10 protein-coding genes are annotated in these 18,147 nt (G+C 37.7%); 8 read left to right on the top strand and 2 right to left on the bottom strand.

Going from position 1 to position 18,147, the window contains the following annotated elements; all coding sequences use genetic code 11:
• Positions 1 to 42: 42 nt before the first annotated feature.
• The 6 genes from UC75_RS05800 (at position 43) to UC75_RS05770 (ending at position 12,877) form a co-directional block, all read left to right on the top strand.
• Complete coding sequence (locus tag UC75_RS05800) at positions 43 to 2,775, top strand: autotransporter assembly complex protein TamA (protein ID WP_049836995.1); 2,733 nt, start codon at positions 43 to 45, stop codon at positions 2,773 to 2,775.
• 26 nt (positions 2,776 to 2,801) lie between these two features.
• Entirely contained in the window at positions 2,802 to 7,307 is a 4,506-nt protein-coding gene (locus tag UC75_RS05795) for a translocation/assembly module TamB domain-containing protein (protein WP_049836994.1), read from the top strand.
• A gap of 319 nt (positions 7,308 to 7,626) precedes the next feature.
• Positions 7,627 to 8,862 (top strand): lactonase family protein, encoded by a 1,236-nt coding sequence (locus UC75_RS05790; RefSeq protein WP_049836993.1) that lies wholly within the window; start codon positions 7,627 to 7,629, stop codon positions 8,860 to 8,862.
• A 126-nt stretch (positions 8,863 to 8,988) separates the two neighbouring features.
• Positions 8,989 to 9,351 carry a hypothetical protein gene (locus UC75_RS05785; protein WP_004791531.1) on the top strand — a complete coding sequence of 121 codons (363 nt, stop codon included), beginning with the start codon at positions 8,989 to 8,991 and terminating at the stop codon, positions 9,349 to 9,351.
• Positions 9,352 to 9,602: 251 nt separating this feature from the next.
• Entirely contained in the window at positions 9,603 to 12,242 is a 2,640-nt protein-coding gene (locus tag UC75_RS05775) for a bifunctional aconitate hydratase 2/2-methylisocitrate dehydratase (protein WP_005306651.1), read from the top strand.
• A gap of 53 nt (positions 12,243 to 12,295) precedes the next feature.
• Complete coding sequence (locus tag UC75_RS05770) at positions 12,296 to 12,877, top strand: hypothetical protein (protein ID WP_049836991.1); 582 nt, start codon at positions 12,296 to 12,298, stop codon at positions 12,875 to 12,877.
• A gap of 125 nt (positions 12,878 to 13,002) precedes the next feature.
• Here the strand turns inward: UC75_RS05770 and UC75_RS05765 are convergent, their stop codons facing one another.
• A complete protein-coding gene (locus UC75_RS05765) occupies positions 13,003 to 14,460 on the bottom strand; it encodes a DASS family sodium-coupled anion symporter (RefSeq protein ID WP_049836990.1) in 1,458 nt (485 codons plus the stop codon).
• A 660-nt stretch (positions 14,461 to 15,120) separates the two neighbouring features.
• On the opposite strand from UC75_RS05765, the gene UC75_RS05760 reads away from it, so the two are divergent.
• Positions 15,121 to 15,555: a hypothetical protein gene (locus UC75_RS05760; protein ID WP_004791543.1), complete on the top strand. Its 435-nt coding sequence runs from the start codon at positions 15,121 to 15,123 to the stop codon at positions 15,553 to 15,555.
• 118 nt (positions 15,556 to 15,673) lie between these two features.
• Positions 15,674 to 16,657, top strand: coding sequence for an ion transporter (locus tag UC75_RS05755; RefSeq protein ID WP_049836989.1), 984 nt, complete (start codon positions 15,674 to 15,676; stop codon positions 16,655 to 16,657).
• A 32-nt stretch (positions 16,658 to 16,689) separates the two neighbouring features.
• Here the strand turns inward: UC75_RS05755 and UC75_RS05750 are convergent, their stop codons facing one another.
• On the bottom strand, positions 16,690 to 17,883 hold the full coding sequence (locus UC75_RS05750; RefSeq protein WP_049836988.1) for an MFS transporter: 1,194 nt from the start codon (positions 17,881 to 17,883) through the stop codon (positions 16,690 to 16,692).
• Positions 17,884 to 18,147: the final 264 nt, after the last annotated feature.

The following is an 18,147-nucleotide window of genomic DNA, read 5'->3' as shown; positions in this document are numbered from 1 at the left end:
TACCTTGGTGCGTTTTATTAAAAAATAAGTCTAGAGTTTTCTATGCCTTCTAAAATTAAGTTTAAACAGTCAACTCTCTCTCATTCTATGCATTTAATTTTAAAAATGCAGGGGATTCCTAAACTTATTTGTAGCAGCTTGTTGTTCACAGTTTGTGTAACACAAAGTTTTGCTCAAACTTCAGTTGATAGTGACACTTCAACTTTAAATCAAACGGTGCCTGATGCTTCAACTGAACAATCAGTTCCAGTGAGTCAGCAAACAACTGCTCCAATAACAGACATTGCTACACTTGTGACTCAAGCGCAGCAACAACAAGATAGCTTGGCTATATTGCAACAACAAGAACAATTTCCAAATCAAATTGACGAATTTAAGCCAATTACGCTTGATAATCTTGATGATTTACCGGACATGCCGGTTGATCAAAACATGGCAAATGAAATTTATAAAGTCGCTGAAGAAGCTAAAAGTGAGGCGCAAAACTTCCAAAATGGTACTCAGAAGCTACCCGAAGTTACAGTCAGTGATGCAACTCAGTCTGAATTAAATGAGATTAATCAAGCGCCTGTAAATATTGATCAGCTTATGCAAGAGATTAAATCTGATAGTCAGATTGTAGTCGAAGCCAATGAAACTGGAAAAACTTTACCTGAGTTAACTCCGGAGGCTGAGCAGCCACCTGAGCAGGCTGGTTTCTTTAAACGTATTTTAAATAAAGTGCGCCCACCACGTGCGATTCCGATGGAGCAAGTGCCGCGTATTAGTGCAGATGTGGAAGGTGCTTCAGATGCACTGGCTAAAAATATTAAAGGGAAGTTATCAACCTTCACCCAAGAATCATTCGAAGATTTTAATGCGGCTTTACCTCAGCTTAGAACGCTAAGTAATCAGGCTGCACAAGCAGTTGGTTATTATAATGCTGAGTTTAAATTTGAAAAATTAAGTCCGAGCCGAGTTCGCGTTAAGGTTACCCCAAATGAACCAGTGCGAATTAATGAGCAAAATATCGAATTTACTGGTGCTGGTGAAAAACGCCCCCAGTTTCAGGTTATTCGCTTAATTCCTGATCAGGATGTTGGGGATATCTTTAACCATGGTTTATATGAAACCACGAAAACTCGAATTGTTAACGCAGCCACTGATAACGGTTATTTTGATGCTTATTGGCGACTGCATGATGTGAAAGTGAGTCAGCCAGAAAACAAGGCCGATATCAATTTGCGCTACGAAACAGGTGAGCGCTATAAATTAGATAAGGTTGAGTTTCGCATGAGCGATCCATCGAAACCCTTGCCTTTGAATCAAAATATTTTAGAAAGTATGGCCCCTTGGAAAGAGGGTGATGACTATGCATTTTGGCGTGTAAATACTTTAGCAAATAACCTAACTAACTCTCGTTATTTTAACTACACCTTAGTTGATAGCATCAAACCCGATCCAATTGAAAAACCACTTGAACTACCACCAGATTTGCAAGCTTTAGTCGATGAGCAAAATATCGATGTGGATGAATCTAATTTACTTTCACCTGAAGAAAGACAACTTGCTAAAGCACGTCAATTAGCCACATCTAATAAAGAAGTTACACAAAACGTAGTAGATGAAAAACAGTTTGCTGGAACACAAAAAGTAAAAGAGGGAGAACCTCAAACAGCAATGTTGCAAAGTGCTCCAAGTCAGCAGGATGACAAAGAAACTGAACAAGATCGTTTACAAGCTCAAGCACGTGAAACGAAAAGAATTCCAGTTATTGTGACTTTAAATGCAGATAAGCTAAATAGTTTAGAAACGGGTATTGGTTATGGGACCGATACAGGTGCACGTTTACGTAGTCAGTATCGCCGCTCTATTGTCAATAAATATGGTCATTCTTTTGATGCCAACTTAGAAGTCTCACAAATTCGTCAATCTATTGATGGCCGATATAGTATTCCCTATAAACATCCGTTAAATGACTATTTTAACATCGTGGGCGGTTATGAGCGTGAAACTCGTGATGACATTGGTCCAGATGTAAGTTTGCTTACTGAATCCGCTGTTGTTGGTGGTGAGCGAATCATTAAGCGTCCACTAGGGAATTGGCAACATACTTTTGGTGTCCGCTACCGTTTAGACCGTTTAACCCAACAGGGTAATGTTGATATTTCTGAGCTACCAGATGCATTTAAAACTGCGGCATCAGAGCAAGAAGCCTTATTATTTAGTTATGAAACCTCTAAAACTTCAAGTAATACACGGTTAAACCCAACGAAAGCTTTTAAACAAACCTATAAATTAGAATTAGGTAGTGAGAGTTTACTGTCCGATGCCAATATGGCTATCGCAAGTGCAGGTTGGAGATTTATTTATTCTCTTGGTGAAAATGATGATCATCAATTCGTTGGAAGATCTGACCTTAGCTACATTTTTACCGACGATTTTGACAAAGTTCCGTACAATCTTCGATTCTTTACTGGTGGTGACCAAACAATTCGTGGTTTTGACTATAAGAGTCTTTCTCCAGAAGTAGATGGATATAAAATTGGGGGACAAGCTTTGGCTGTAGGTTCTTTAGAATATAACTATCAGTTTAAAGACGGTTGGCGAGCCGCTGTTTTCTCAGACTTTGGTAATGCCTATGATAAAGACTTTAATAATCCAGCAGCTTATAGCGTTGGGGTTGGAATTCGCTGGAAGTCTCCAATCGGACCAATCCGTTTAGATGTCGCTTCGGGTATTTCAGATGAAAACCATCCGATTCGTTTACATTTCTTTATAGGCCCACAACTTTAAAAATAAAATTTTATTAGGTTTATTTTATGGCGGATGTAGAACAGCAGCCAACTTCGGCACCTCGCTCACCTAAGAAGCGGCGCATTTTGCGTAGTTTCCTGCTGACGATATTGATCATATTTTTATTATTAGCGTCTTCGTTAGTCATCATGATGTCAACAGATCGCGGAAGTCGTTTTTTATTAGACCGAGTTTTAGAAGCTCAGAAAATAATTAAATATGAATACGAAGGCGGAAACTTACTGCGCGGAATTATTCTTAAGAATGTTTTAGTGCAATTAACAGAAGTTGATGTTTCATTAGACAGAGCTGACGTAGGCTTAGGTTGGCGTTCTTTATTATTAGAAAAAGAAGTGCATTTAAGCCATGCAGATGTGCGTAATTTACGTATTATTAATAAAACACCGCCGTCTGGTAAGGCATTCGAATTTAAGCCAATTAAATTACCATTTGTTCTACGCGTCGATGAAGCTGATGTTGATCATTTAGAAATTAAGCTAGCAACCTCAGATGTAAATTTCCATGATGTTCACTTGCAAGATGCACTTTGGTCAGAGACTAAACTGGAATTTGAAAAATCCAGTATGGATATGGGGTATCTTTCAGTCCACAATGCCACAGGAAAAATGGATTTCAGTGGTAAATATCCATTAGATGCTACAGCAGATTTAAGAATCCCATCTTTAAAAAGTTTAAATATTCAAAATATTAAAGTCGTTGCACGCGGAAGTTTAGATACTTTAAAAGCTGGGGTTGCAACAACAACTCCCGATTTGTTAACGGGTTGGGTGGTATTGCATCCTGTTCGTGATGAAGTTCCAATGCAAGGTGAGTTACTACTAAAAAATTATCACTTACCTTTATTGGTTGAACAAAAGCTATTTGCCAAAAATGGTGTAATCAAGTTTCAAGGTGATATTAAACAACTTAATTTGGCCGTTGATACAGATTTAAAAGGTGAGAATTTACCTGAAGGTCAATACAACGCTTTAATGAATACTGATTTGGTTCATCAGTTAAATATCACTGATTTTAATGGCCAAGTCATGAAAGGCGCTGTTAACCTGAAAGGTTTAGTGAGCTGGAAAGATCACGTTACTTGGGATATCAAAGGCCGTTTAGACCATATTAATCCGAAGGACAAAGCCATTCCTCAGGTTGTACAAGACTTTTTACCGCCAAGTTTAGATGCTGCTGTTGCCTCAACCGGTTCTTTGGAAAAAGGTACTGAAGTATTTGCTAACGTTGATTTTGACCGTTATGAGTCTTGGAAGCTTAAGTTTAATCAGGCTCCTGAAAAAAATAATAAACCTCAACCAATGCTCATGAATGTAGCTTGGACGAAAATAGATCGTGCAATGCCTTATATTGGGTGGTTAAGTAGTGACAGTGGTCAGGTTGATTTAACGTTACGTGATGGTCAGCAAGATATTAAAGTTGCGACAAAAGTATATCAGCATGAAAAAACTTTATTGCCAGCAGGACAATATCTAGCGAATTTGAATGTTAAAGATAATATTTTAAATGTTCCCAATTTTAGTTTTGCCGCTGAAAAAGGTAGCTTAACTGGTCAGGCTAAAGTGTTTCTTCCAACTGAAAAACGTCAGTTGGTTTGGAATGCATTATTAAATGCAAAAGATTTTAATCCACAAAGTATTCATGCGGCAGCACCTGTCAATCTTTTAAATGGTTCGATTAAAGCGAATGGTTTTGCTAAACCAAATCAGCAAATCATTCAATTTGAGAAAATTGATTTAACTGGTCGACTGGCTCAAGCCGGTCAAGAGACTGTTAGTTTGGGTGGGAAAAGTACCGCAGCATTATTATTCCATGATGTAAAAGCTGGTGGTGGCTTTAAAGGCTTTGCAGTTAATTATGATGGATCTTTAAAAGCCCTAAAACAGGCAAATGGTTTATTGAAGTTTTCTATAGCGGGTACACCAGATTTTATTCGAATTAACCAGTTACAGCATGATGGTGTCGCTGGGAAAATCTATGCAACAGGTTCTGTAAATTTGAAAGATCGCATTGCATGGGATATTAATAGTTCATTGGTGCGCTTTAAACCTCAATATTTTACCTCAGCTGTAAAAGGTGAAATTTCAGGTAATCTGAAAACTCAAGGGGTTTGGTCAGATCATTTGAAACGAATTAATATTCAACAACTGAATCTTGCTGGCTTTATAAATAATAAACCTGTTCGAGGTAAGGGTAATCTATCTTTATTGATGGACTCTAACCAAAACGGCTTTTTACCTCAGCAATTTGAAGCAAATAATTTATTTTTAGTCTATGGGCAGAATCAGCTACAAGCGACAGGTAATGCTCAAAATCTAAAAATCAAGCTCAATGCACCAGCACTTTACGAGTTATACCCAGGACTACGCGGTCGAGCTTATGGGGATCTGAATGTACAATCACAGCCACGTTTAAAAGCAACAGCAAATATCGCCGTAGATGATTTTGCTTTTAATACTTTAGTAAGCGTGAAGAGATTGAGTATTCAGGGTGAACTTCCAACCTCGGAAACAACGCCAACTCAATTAACCGCAAAATTAGATAATTTGCGTAGTGGAAATAGACAAATTCAGTCGGCTGAAGTGAATCTGACAGGAACGAGAAAAGCGCATTTATTGAAAGTACTTGGCAATAATAGTATTTCTAAGTTCTATGTTCAGTTAGCAGGTGGGTTTAACCAGAACAATGATTGGTTAGGTCAAATCCAAAAAGGAAGTTTTGATTCAAGACGTATTCGTCTTGCACAAAATCAAAATGCTCCAGTGATTTATTCTTCTGCAAGATCTGAGCTATATGTAGGTCAACATTGTTGGCAAAGTGCGAATAGCCAGCTCTGTTTTGATCAGCCAGTACGAGTAAGTAAGGCTCGCGGTAATATTTCGTTTGTAACTCAAAACATGGATTTAAGTGACTTCGCGGCATTTATGCCGGAAGGCTTGGCGATGACTGGACAATTAAACGGTTATGCTAAGGCAGCGTGGGTAAATGGTGGACATCCAAAACTTGATGCACGTTTAATTACGCGTAAAGGTGAAATTGGTTTAGCTGCTGAAGATCCACAAGACCCTGCAACGACTTTGGCTTATGACGAGTTGGGTGTTATTGCAAAAAGTGTATCTGAAGGACTGTTATTCCGTGTTGATGTGAAAACACCTGATATTGGTACGGGTTATGCGAACGTCATTATCAATCCATTCCAGCCATCAATGCCAATGCATGGTGAAGTCGCTTTTAATGATGTTCAATTAAAAGTATTAAAACCATTTATTCAAGATGTCCGTAAATTGAGCGGGACCTTAGCCTTGGCTGGTAAAGTCAACGGTACATTAACTCAGCCACAATTTACTGGTGAAATGCGTTTGAAAAATGGCGCGATCAGTATGATTTCGCTGCCAGTTAATTTAACGAATGTTCAGGTTTACTCATCAATTCGCCAGGACATGGCAACAATTGATGGTGCGTTTAACAGCGGTCAAGGTGTAGGGCTTTTAAAAGGTAGTTTTGAATGGAAAGATTCGCCGCGTCTCCAATTAAACCTCAAAGGTGATAATTTACTTGTACGTCAGGCTCCATTAATTACTGCAATTGCTAATCCAAACCTTACACTTGATATGTATCCTTTCGATAAGCGTTTAAGCTTAAAAGGATCGGTAGATGTTCCCCGTGCACGTATTTCAATGCCAGAAACAACTGCTCCAGTCATTAACACCTCATCAGATGTCCGCATAGTGCGACAAGGCCAAGATCCGCTTGCAATTCTACGAGCTGCTAAACCTTGGGATATTCGAGCTGACATTGCTGTTAATATTGGAAACCAAGTCATATTCCAAGGCTTCAACAGTAATATTCCATTAGTTGGTCGTTTAAATTTAAGCCAACGTGGCTACGAGACTGCAATGCGAGCGAATGGAGCAATTGGTGTCAGTCAAAAAGTGAAAATCGAAGCCTATGGACAAAGTCTAGATTTGAATCGAGCAATTGCGCGTTTTAATGGTCCATTGGCAAATCCGACTTTAGATATCGATGCAAACAAAAATGTTCAGGGCAGTATGGTTGGGGTACGTGTTACAGGTACTGCAACATCGCCAAACATTCAGGTTTACAATGATGCTGGACTATCTGAGCAAGAAGCATTAAATGCGCTCGTTACGGGTCGTATTAATGAAGGTTCAAGTGGTTTAAGTAATGCAGAAGGATTTAAGTCCGATGTAAATAACACCATTGCTGCCGCAGGGATTAGTATGGGCTTAGGTGGTACACGTGCTTTAACGAATCAGATTGGACGTACTTTTGGTTTGAGTGGCTTAGCTCTAGATGCACAAGGTACGGGTGAAGATACGCAGGTGAGCTTAACGGGCTATATCACACCTGATCTATTTATTCGTTATGGTGTTGGCGTATTCACCCCAGTGAACAAATTGACTTTACGTTATCAAATGAATCGACGTTTATACTTAGAAGCAAGTCAGTCTTTAGAAAGAGCGATCGATTTATTCTATAATTGGCGTTTCTAGTAGATGGAAATTAAACATTAGAAAGTACCTTATTACCTATAATGATTTGATTAGTCTCAAGTAATAACGAAATAAAAGCTCACTTCTTAGTGGGCTTTTATTTTAAACACTTCTATAGGATTTAAAAAATTGAATATTTATCGATATAGAGTATCGATTCTCTTAAAAAGAACTAAAGCTTGAACAGGCTTTTAATTAAAGAAAACTCACTTGAAAATTACTATTTTATAAATTAGTTTTCAGAATCATTAAATGAAACTAAATTGATAATACCTTGTTGATAAGTGCAAATAAGGTGGTTTTTTCCAAGGATATAGCAGTGAAAATAGATACTTCTGTTGAAATTAAATATGACAAGGAAAACGATACAAATACTAAATATCGTGGGTTAATTCAAAAACTAACAGCAACATTGTCGATGACACTTTTGTCATTTGGATGGGGCTCTACCGTAAATGCTGCACAACAACAAATTGCTTTAGTAGGAACATGGACATCGATCCCTAACGCACCACTTGCGCAAAAACCAAAACAAGCCAGTGAAGGTTTGTACCAGCTTAAAGTGAACAGCGATGGAACCTTAACTCCTGTTAGTGTCTTGAAAATGAAAAGCCCTTCTTGGATTGTGAAATCGAAAGATGGCCGCTTTGCCTATACCACTAATGAAGAAAATGAAGGGGCGGTGACTGCATTATCAATTCAAAATGAAAAGGTGAATGTGTTGAACACAGTGGATAGCCATGGTGGACATCCAACACATGCATCAATCAGTTTAGATGGCAAATTCCTGTTTGTGTCGAACTATTCAGCATTTGATAAAGGTCGTGGTGGGGTAGCTGTTTTCCCAATTTTGCCAAACGGCCATTTAGGTGAAAAAGTACAAAATATTGTTTTTAGCGAGGGTTCTGGTCACGTCAAAGGTCGTCAGGACAGTGGTCATGCGCATTCGACCACATTTAGCCCAGATGGTAAGTATCTATATGCAAGCGATCTTGGAAATGACAAAGTCTATACTTTTCACTATAACCCGAATAAACCTCAACCACTCGAAGCAGACAATAGCCGAGATGTGACTTTTAGGCATGGTTCTGGCCCACGTCATATGGTTTTTTCACCAAATGGCAAACATGCATACGTTACCGCAGAAATGCGAAGCGAAATTGTGACATTTAATGTGCAAGATGGTCATTTGAAAAAAGTGGCTGAATTAAAACTAATTCATGAAGATAAAACACCTGAATTTAAAAGCGCGAGTGGAATTATCCTCAGTCCAAATGGCAAATATGTGATTGCTGCTAACAGAGGGGCAGACAATAAACTTTTGGTATTTAAAATTCAGCAGAATGGATTACTAGCTAAACCAGTAGTTTATAAGGCCAATGGTATTGAACCACGTGCTTTTTCATTCGATGCATCGGGTAAATATCTTTATGTAACCAATGTTTATAGTAATAACATTAGCTTGTTCCGCTTTGATGCCAATAAAGGCACCTTAAAACCCGTTGGTGATGCAGCAAAAATATCAACACCGACTGATATCAAATTTTTTAATTAACTCAAACTCGCATTTCTAATGCTTGATATAAAAAAACCGAGGGCAAATCATCTCGGTTTTTTTGACTGTTTTTGCAAAAATGATGATTTTCCGTATGATATGGGCAGCCATAATTAGTGTAGTGAAATGATGAAAAAGATTTTATTGATTGCAGTGAGTTTATTTTTTGTTGGTTGTTCAGAAAAGAAGCCATTAACACCTGAAGAGCAATGGCATGGCTTTTGTACTAGCGTAGGAAATGCAGCTAGAAGCATTGTTTTTGATCGTCAGCAAGCAATTGAAAAAACTCAGGCTGTTGAGCATGCAAATAAAATTGAAGATGACATTACCAAAAAGTTCATTCTTAATATTATTGATAAAGTCTATGCAATTCCAAAAGAAGAATTAACTCAAGATTCTCAAGCACTCCAAGAAAAAGTTAGAAAGCAAGCGATGGATGAATGTTTGATAACGCCTCATGACAAAATGCCAAAATATAAATCGTTCTAATTGTGTAAGGTTATTGAATTTCCTCTCTTAAGGGGTGTTTTTGCTCAAAAATAATCCGAATTTGGCTAATTTGTTCGTTATTTATACACAGGTATTTAGATACAAAATAATGGGCATCACGGAGAAACACCCCGTTTTCATTAACTTTTACCTTGAACTCTAGTAAACTTTTGTAGTCCATATTACTTGTGAAGCTTTTTAAGAAAGCTGGAATTTGCAAGTAATTTTTCAAAAAAAGAGGAATGAACACCGTGCTAGAAGCTTACCGCCAACACGTTGAAGAACGTGCCGCACTCGGAGTCCCACCGAAGCCACTTGATGATGCTCAAACAGCTCAGCTTGTTGAACTATTAAAAAATCCACCAGCAGGCGAAGAAGCGTTCTTGGTTGATTTGCTTGAAAACCGTGTTCCTGCAGGTGTTGACCAAGCAGCTTACGTAAAGGCAGCGTTCTTGGCAGCGATTGCAAAAGGCGAAGCAACTTCACCACTCGTTTCCAAAGAACGTGCAGTTTACTTACTTGGCACAATGCTTGGTGGTTACAACGTAGCACCACTTGTTGAGCTTCTTGACGATGCTGAACTTGCAAACCTAGCTGCTGAAGCATTAAAGAAAACACTTCTTGTATTTGATGCATTCCATGACGTAGCAGATAAAGCAAAAGCGGGTAACGCTGCGGCTAAAGCTGTTTTACAATCTTGGGCAGAAGCAGAATGGTTCACTAGCCGTCCTGATGTTCCAGAAGAAATCAAAATCACTGTGTTCAAAGTAACTGGTGAAACAAATACTGATGACTTGTCTCCAGCGCAAGATGCTTGGAGCCGTCCAGATATCCCATTACATGCAAATGCAATGTTGAAAAACGAGCGTGATGGTATCAACCCTGAAAAACCAGGTGAAGTTGGTCCATTAAGCCAAATCAAAGAACTCATCGCGAAAGGCAACCAAGTTGCTTATGTTGGTGACGTTGTTGGTACAGGTTCTTCTCGTAAATCTGCAACTAACTCTGTACTTTGGTTCTTCGGTGACGAACTTCCACACATTCCAAACAAAAAAGATGGTGGTGTGTGCTTAGGTTCTAAAATCGCTCCAATTTTCTTTAATACAATGGAAGATGCAGGTGCATTACCTGTAGAAATCGACGTTGCTAACATGAACATGGGCGACGAAGTTGTATTGAAAATTGACCACGCTGCTGCAAAAGTTACTGCTTTTAAAGATGGCGTACAAATTTCAGAAGCAGAACTTAAAACTCCAGTACTTTTAGACGAAGTACGTGCTGGTGGTCGTATTAACTTGATCATTGGTCGTGGTTTAACGGCTAAAGCACGTGAAGAATTAGGTCTTGCACCTTCTACATTGTTCCGTACACCTGTACAACCTGCTGACACTGGTAAAGGCTTCACGCAAGCTCAGAAAATGGTTGGTCGTGCATGTGGTTTAGCTGAGGGTCAAGGTATCCGTCCAGGTACTTACTGTGAACCTAAGATGACTACAGTTGGTTCTCAAGATACAACTGGTCCTATGACTCGTGACGAGTTAAAAGACTTAGCTTGCTTGGGCTTCTCTGCTGACTTGGTAATGCAGTCTTTCTGTCACACTGCTGCGTATCCAAAACCAGTTGACGTAACAACTCACCATACATTACCTGACTTCATCATGAACCGTGGTGGTGTATCTTTACGTCCAGGTGACGGTATTATCCACTCTTGGTTAAACCGTATGTTACTTCCAGATACAGTAGGTACTGGTGGTGACTCACATACTCGTTTCCCAATCGGTATTTCATTCCCAGCGGGTTCTGGTCTTGTTGCGTTCGCAGCTGCAACTGGTGTTATGCCACTTGATATGCCAGAGTCTGTACTTGTTAAGTTCAAAGGTAAAATGCAACCTGGTATCACTTTACGTGACCTTGTACATGCAATTCCTTACTACGCAATTCAAGCGGGTGACTTAACTGTAGAGAAGAAAGGTAAGAAAAACATCTTCTCTGGTCGTATCCTTGAGATCGATTTGTCAGAAATGGAAAATGACTTGACTGTTGAGCAAGCATTCGAACTTTCTGATGCTTCTGCTGAACGTTCTGCTGCTGGCTGTTCAATCACACTTTCTGAAGAGAAAGTTGCTGAATACTTACGTTCTAACATCACCATGTTGAAGTGGATGATCGCAGAAGGTTATGGCGATGCTCGTACAATGGCGCGCCGTGCTGAAAACATGCAGAAGTGGTTAGACAACCCAAGCTTGTTAAAAGCTGATGCTGATGCAGAATACTTAAAAGTTTACGAAATCGATCTTGCTGACATCAAAGAACCAATTCTTTGCTGCCCGAACGATCCAGACGACGCGAAACTTCTTTCTGACGTTCAAGGCGACAAAATTGATGAAGTATTCATCGGTTCTTGTATGACGAACATTGGTCACTTCCGTGCAGCTGGTCAGTTACTAGATAAAGTACCTGGTGGTTCATTATCTACTCGTTTATGGTTGGCTCCACCAACTCGTATGGACGAGCACCAATTAATGGAAGAAGGCTTGTATAACATCTATGGTCGTGCTGGTGCGCGTACAGAGATGCCAGGCTGTTCATTATGTATGGGTAACCAAGCACGTGTAGCGCCGAACACAACATGTGTATCGACTTCTACTCGTAACTTCCCGAACCGTTTAGGTCAAGGTGCAAACGTTTACTTAGCTTCTGCTGAGCTTGCATCTGTAGCTGCGGTTCTTGGTAAATTACCAAGCCCAGAAGAATATCAACAGTACGCGTCGCAAATCGACAGCGCTTCTGCTGACATCTACAAATACTTAAACTTCGACAAGATGAGCGAATATACTAAAGAAGCTGATCAAGTTGATACTAAGAAAATCCAAGCTGCTCAATTGACTTAATTTGTTGATTTAGCTAAAAATAAGGGCTGATTAATCAGCCCTTATTTTTTATAATGAAAAGCATTTTAAATATAGAAAAAAATATTTTTGAATTAGAAAATATTTTGAATAAAAAACAAAAAATTGAAGAGTTGGAAAGCTCAATTCAGCAATTATTCTCCATAATATTAAAAGATTATCCTTATCTAAAATTACCGACGATTTCAATAATTCCAACAAGGGCTCTAGAGTTTATTGTTTGGTATCAAGACCCAAATGCCATTACTGAAACCTTATTAATTAAGCAAAATAGTTTTACTGCCTATTTATGGAGATGTGATGATGAAAAATGGTATTTAGATGATTTATATTCTGAACCGCGCGAAATCGCCTCTAAATTAATCAAAAATATACCTGTCTTTTATTCAATTCCTGAGAATCCTAAAGAGGTGAAGTATTTACTTGAAATTGGAATAATGCATTTTAACGAGATTTTATTTCCCATTTTTTCAAACAGAACGTTAGAGGACAGTAGAGAAGTATTGACATGGGATGATCACTTTTTATTAGTAGGTACCCAATTGACCAATCTTAAATTTTATAGTCATGAAGAGTGGAATGCCTTGATCGATAGAGAGAATTCTTATTTAAATTAAAATTAGGCAAAAGATTTTTAAGATTAAGAGATATCTATACTGATGGTAATATTATTTATACATTGGCATTTAAATTTAGAGAAACATTCCTATTAATATAAGAATATTCCTCCATATTTATAAAATCACCAATAACCCAACACTTTCCACCAAAGTCCGCCAATCACTACAAAAATAATGATATTAACCACGCTCATGACAAAGCCAGCTTTCCACCATTCACCGAGTGTGGTGTAACCCGAGCCAAACACAACAGGGGAAGTACCAGTCGCATAATGGGTTAAGGTCATCATGATGCTAGAAGCTGCTGCCATCATTAAAGCAAAGAGCATTGGCGGCGCACCTAGAGCAAGTCCTGCCGTATAAAAGGCTGCAAACATGGCGGTAATATGTGCCGTGGTACTAGCAAACATATAATGTGCGTACAAATAGGCGAGCATTAATAATAGACAAGCAGGCATCCAGCTTAACCCTAAATGACCAATATTGGTTTCTAAAACACTCGAGAACCACGTGATTAAACCAAGCTTATTTAAATAAGTTGCCATCATCACTAATGCTGCGAACCAAGTAATTGTATCCCATGCGTTCTTTTGCGTAAGAATATCATCCCAAGTTAAAACACCTGTAAGTAACAATAATCCTAAACCAATAAAGGCAGTCGTCGTTGGGTCAACAGCCCAAGCAGAGCCCAAAATCATGGCGGGAATACCTGCCCATAGCATCAATAAAATACCGAATACACCAAGCATGATGATTTCATTTTTACTGACGGGACCCATTTCTTTTAATTTACTTTTAGCAAACTGAGCTGCATTAGGCGTTTCTTTGACTTCGGGTGGATACATCAAATACATAATCAAAGGCATAATAATTAATGCAATCAAACCCGGCAGCAACATTGCCAGTGCCCAAGTGCTCCAACTTAAAGAAATTTCACTATTGGTCGCCTTTGCTACTAAATCAACGACTAATGGGTTAGGGGCAGTTGCCGTAATAAACATTGCGGAGGTAATCGGGTTGGCTTGGTAGTTAACCAATGACAGATATTTTCCCATCCGACCTTCGGTACCTTTAGCTGGATCAGAATCATAACTAGTAGAAATTGCTAGTACAATTGGATGAATAATTCCGCCACCACGTGCGGTATTACTTGGCGTTACAGGGGCGAGAATGAGTTCTGAAAGTACCATGCTATAGCCAATCCCAATGGTTTTCTTGCCCCAAACTGCGATAAATAAATACCCTAACCGTGCACCCAATCCTGTTTTTTGCAAACCTTTAGAGATCATGATTGAAATACCAATCAACCAGATGAGTGGGTTAGCAAAGCTACTAAGGGCATCTTGAATTGCACCGCTTGGGCTTGTGTTAGTCACACCAGTAATAGCGACTAAAGTTATTGCAATAATGGCAATGGCACCAATTGGCATCGCTTTACCGATGATTGCGGCAATTACACCGACAAACATCGCTAACAAATGCCAAGCATCAGGATCAACACCATTTGGTACAGGAATAACGAACCAGATTAACAATGTAATAAATAAAGAAATAAGTGTAGGGAGGGCTTTAAATCCCATGTAATTTCCCCTTGTTTTCGTATGATTAAAAATTAAAGTTCTTTATGAGTAAATCGCTAAAGACATAAGTATTAAAGTTCTATTATCGATTAAATGATTTAAGAATTCAAAAAATCATAAGCAATAAGTACTAGCTTTCATTTCTATGAAAACGTCATTCTTTTAAGTTAAATATTTCTTAATTTAAACCTAAATTATTAAGTTTTTCTGAAATTTCAACTCTGAAATTGATGCCAGAATGATAAATTCTCTGTATAGATATCAGTCTAATAAATAGTACTTAGGATGGTTAATTGTAAAAAAAGCTATAAATATATCTAATTAAATTAATATATTCTAATACTAATTTTTAGAAAATGTTAAAGATCAAAAAATAAATTATATATCTAGATTAAGATATAACTGGTGTAAAAAATTATTAAATAAAATAACTTAGATATAATATTGGATAAAAAATGGTCTTTCTGAGTTATTGATTTTATTGAAAGCGTGAAATGAGTCATGAGTTTATTTAAAAACGTTAAATATATCATTTTAAAATTTGATATATATAAAATTGAATATAGTAGTAGTAATTAACTGGTTTTTTGTTTTAAAATAATTAAACGAACTTAAAAATAATTAAAAAAAATATGGGTATTTTATATAGGGAATTTGAGAATGCTAAAGACAATAGTTGAATTTAAATTTGATGATTATCAACTATATGAACAAAAAATGCACTCCAACGAAGGAGGGATTTTAGTTCAAAAAACTGAAGACATCGCGCAATATATTTTTAGTATATTGAGAAATAGATATCATTTAAATGTAGAACTATATAGTGAAAATTGGGGATGGCAAATTGAAATTCCATTGCCTGAAATAACGATGTATCTTGGAATAAGTGTCTATGAAGAATATAGAAACGGATTCGCAATTTTTATTTCACCGAATACACCTATTTTAAGAAAGTTTTTATTTCGAAAAATTGATATTACCCATCATATTATGGTGCTGCAAAATTATATAAATATTATCTTAAAATCACATCCGGGAATCTATGATGTGATGTGGTGGAAAGAAAATGAATTCCGATGTGTAGCGGCGAGCTGAAGTAGAAAAATATAAAATTCTAATTACCGAAGCGAGTTAAGAAAATTTATTAAAGACCATATTGGTGAATAGGCAGTGAGAGCTTACTATATCTTCAATATCAAGTGGTCAGATCAATATGCAAAATTCAGCGTTGAAGGGATTGCGTAAGTTTTTCTATAATAATCTTCATAATCATGACTATGAAACTACGGTAAGTAGATGTATTAATTATTTTTTAGTTGTTTTAATTGTTGGTAATGTCGCTGCCGTTTTATTAGAAACAGTAAATGATTTGTACACAAGCTATCGTGTTTGGTTCGACTATTTTGAAGTTATTTCAATTGCAATTTTTAGTATTGAATATTTATTAAGATTGTGGAGTGTTGCAGATCGAGATACGACACAATCTGCATGGAAAATTCGCTTGAACTGGATGAAAAGCGGGGAAGCAATTATTGATTTGATGGCAATTTTACCTGCCTATCTCAATTTCTTTGTACGAATTGATCTTCGTATGCTCAGAATCTTACGTTTACTACGCTTATTAAAATTAACGCGATATTTTATCTCCCTACAGATATTGTTATGCGTGATCAAACGGGAGAAAGGTTCTTTTCAGGCAGTTATCTTTATTTTAATCATTATGATTATTATGACTGCTTCAGGAATTTATGTGGTTGAAAACAAGGCTCAGCCAGAAGCTTTTAGTTCAATACCTAAATCTATGTGGTGGGCTGTAGTGACTTTAACCACAGTGGGTTATGGCGATGTAACACCAGTGACAAGTTTAGGAAAGTTATTGGGGGCACTCATTACAATTTTGGGTGTGGGTATTGCGGCTTTACCAGCTGGTATTTTGGCATCGGGGCTTGCAAATGAACTTAACCAGCGTAATCAAAGGCTAGAACAAGAATTTCGTGAATTACTTCAAGTACGAGGTATTGATATTTTACATGATGAAGTTGAAATAGAACGAATCCGTCAAAAAGTAGGTCTACCAAAAGAGCAGGCGCATAACCTGATTGTTCAAATTATGCGAGAAAAAGTATTAGAGCAAGAAGAGTCCGTCAGAGAGAAAAAATGTTATTGCCCACACTGCGGTGGAAAGCTAACTGATTAGAAATAATAAGTTAGCATCTTCTTTGATTAAATTTACTTACTGGCTTTTTCAACAGCAAATGCAATAAGTAAAATGATAAGACCACCGAGACTTAAAACAAAACCTACCCAGATTGGCGCGATCCAACCCATTTGGTGGCTGAGTACCCATCCCCCTAAAAATGCACCTAATGCATTGGCCATATTAAAGGCAGAGTGGTTGAGTGATGCTGCTAATGTTTGGGCATCGCCTGCAACATCCATTAGGCGGGTTTGCAAAGCTCCGCCTAATCCCATTACAGTGAGACCAATCAAAAATAATGAAGCAATAGCACTATAGATATTACTCATTAAGAAACTGGCAACAACAAAAGCGATAGCTGAACTAATTAATACACCTACAATCGTTTTGTTTAGGTTTTTATCTGCAAGCCATCCTGCTGCTAGGCCACCAATAACCATACCGATACCCCAGATAGCTAAAGCGATAGGGACAATTTGGATATTAACTTTTGTATATTCAGTCAAAATTGGTGATACATAACTATAAACAGAAAACATGCCTCCAAAACCGATAGCGCCTACTGCTAGTGTTAACCACATGTTGATATTTTTAAGACCAGCTAATTCTGTTTTTATACTCGCAGTAGCTTGGACTGGAATATTGGGTACAAAGAAACCGACAGCAATTAAAGTAACGAATGCAATGGTTGCTGAAAACTCAAAACCAGCTCTCCAGCCAAAATTTTGACCTAACCACGTTGCGAGAGGAACACCAATTACAGTTGCCACTGTAAGACCCATCATCATTTGGGCAACGGCAGAAGCTCTTCTTGAGGGACCCGCTAGTTCTGCTGCAACTAAGGCACCGACTCCAAAATATGCTCCGTGTGGTAAACCTGCAATGAAACGTGAGATTAAAACAGTTTCAGGTGTATGAGCTAAAGCAGTACAGGCATTAGCTACACCATAAAAAAGCATTAAGCCAAGTAATAAAGTTTTTCTAGGTACTTTGGCTCCGAGAATAGCAATGATAGGAGCACCAATAACTACACCCAATGCATAGGCACTAATAAAGTGGCCAGCTTCAGGTACTGTAATATGTAAATTATTTGCAATTTCTTGAATCAGTCCCATTGCGACGAATTCGGTAGTTCCAATACAAAAACCACCTACAGCGAGTGAGAAAATTGCTAAAAAGAGAGAATAGTGTTGATGTGTAGAAAGAGGGGATTGCGGGGACGCCATAATAAGTTGAGGAAAGACACAAAAAAGAGAAGTATAAGGGAAAAGAGAACAGAATAATAAAAAACTAAAATATTGAGAAAATGATTACGTATTTAAATGAGGTAAATTTAAATTTTTATATGAAATAATTCATCGAAAAACTTTTAAAAATTATATATGATTAGCGCGTAATACTTTAAGCATTACAACAAGTTGTATAAATATCTAAAAAAAGAGATGCTAAAGCGTGAGAAAATTATTTATTACCTGCCTTATGGGTATGGC

Source organism: Acinetobacter sp. V2 (assembly GCF_001188385.1).
Lineage (GTDB): Bacteria > Pseudomonadota > Gammaproteobacteria > Pseudomonadales > Moraxellaceae > Acinetobacter > Acinetobacter oleivorans.
Note: the sequence above shows the minus strand (reverse complement) of the source record. Positions and strands in the feature narration are given on the sequence as shown.

What these genes read in the sequence shown, in the direction of transcription:
- UC75_RS05750 (WP_049836988.1), bottom strand. Translation starts at nt 17,883, where the DNA reads ATGGCGTCCCCGCAATCCCCTCTTTCTACACATCAACACTATTCTCTC.
- UC75_RS05765 (WP_049836990.1), bottom strand. Translation starts at nt 14,460, where the DNA reads ATGGGATTTAAAGCCCTCCCTACACTTATTTCTTTATTTATTACATTG.
- UC75_RS05795 (WP_049836994.1), top strand. Translation starts at nt 2,802, where the DNA reads ATGGCGGATGTAGAACAGCAGCCAACTTCGGCACCTCGCTCACCTAAG.
- UC75_RS05755 (WP_049836989.1), top strand. Translation starts at nt 15,674, where the DNA reads ATGCAAAATTCAGCGTTGAAGGGATTGCGTAAGTTTTTCTATAATAAT.
- UC75_RS05800 (WP_049836995.1), top strand. Translation starts at nt 43, where the DNA reads ATGCCTTCTAAAATTAAGTTTAAACAGTCAACTCTCTCTCATTCTATG.
- UC75_RS05760 (WP_004791543.1), top strand. Translation starts at nt 15,121, where the DNA reads ATGCTAAAGACAATAGTTGAATTTAAATTTGATGATTATCAACTATAT.
- UC75_RS05770 (WP_049836991.1), top strand. Translation starts at nt 12,296, where the DNA reads ATGAAAAGCATTTTAAATATAGAAAAAAATATTTTTGAATTAGAAAAT.
- UC75_RS05785 (WP_004791531.1), top strand. Translation starts at nt 8,989, where the DNA reads ATGATGAAAAAGATTTTATTGATTGCAGTGAGTTTATTTTTTGTTGGT.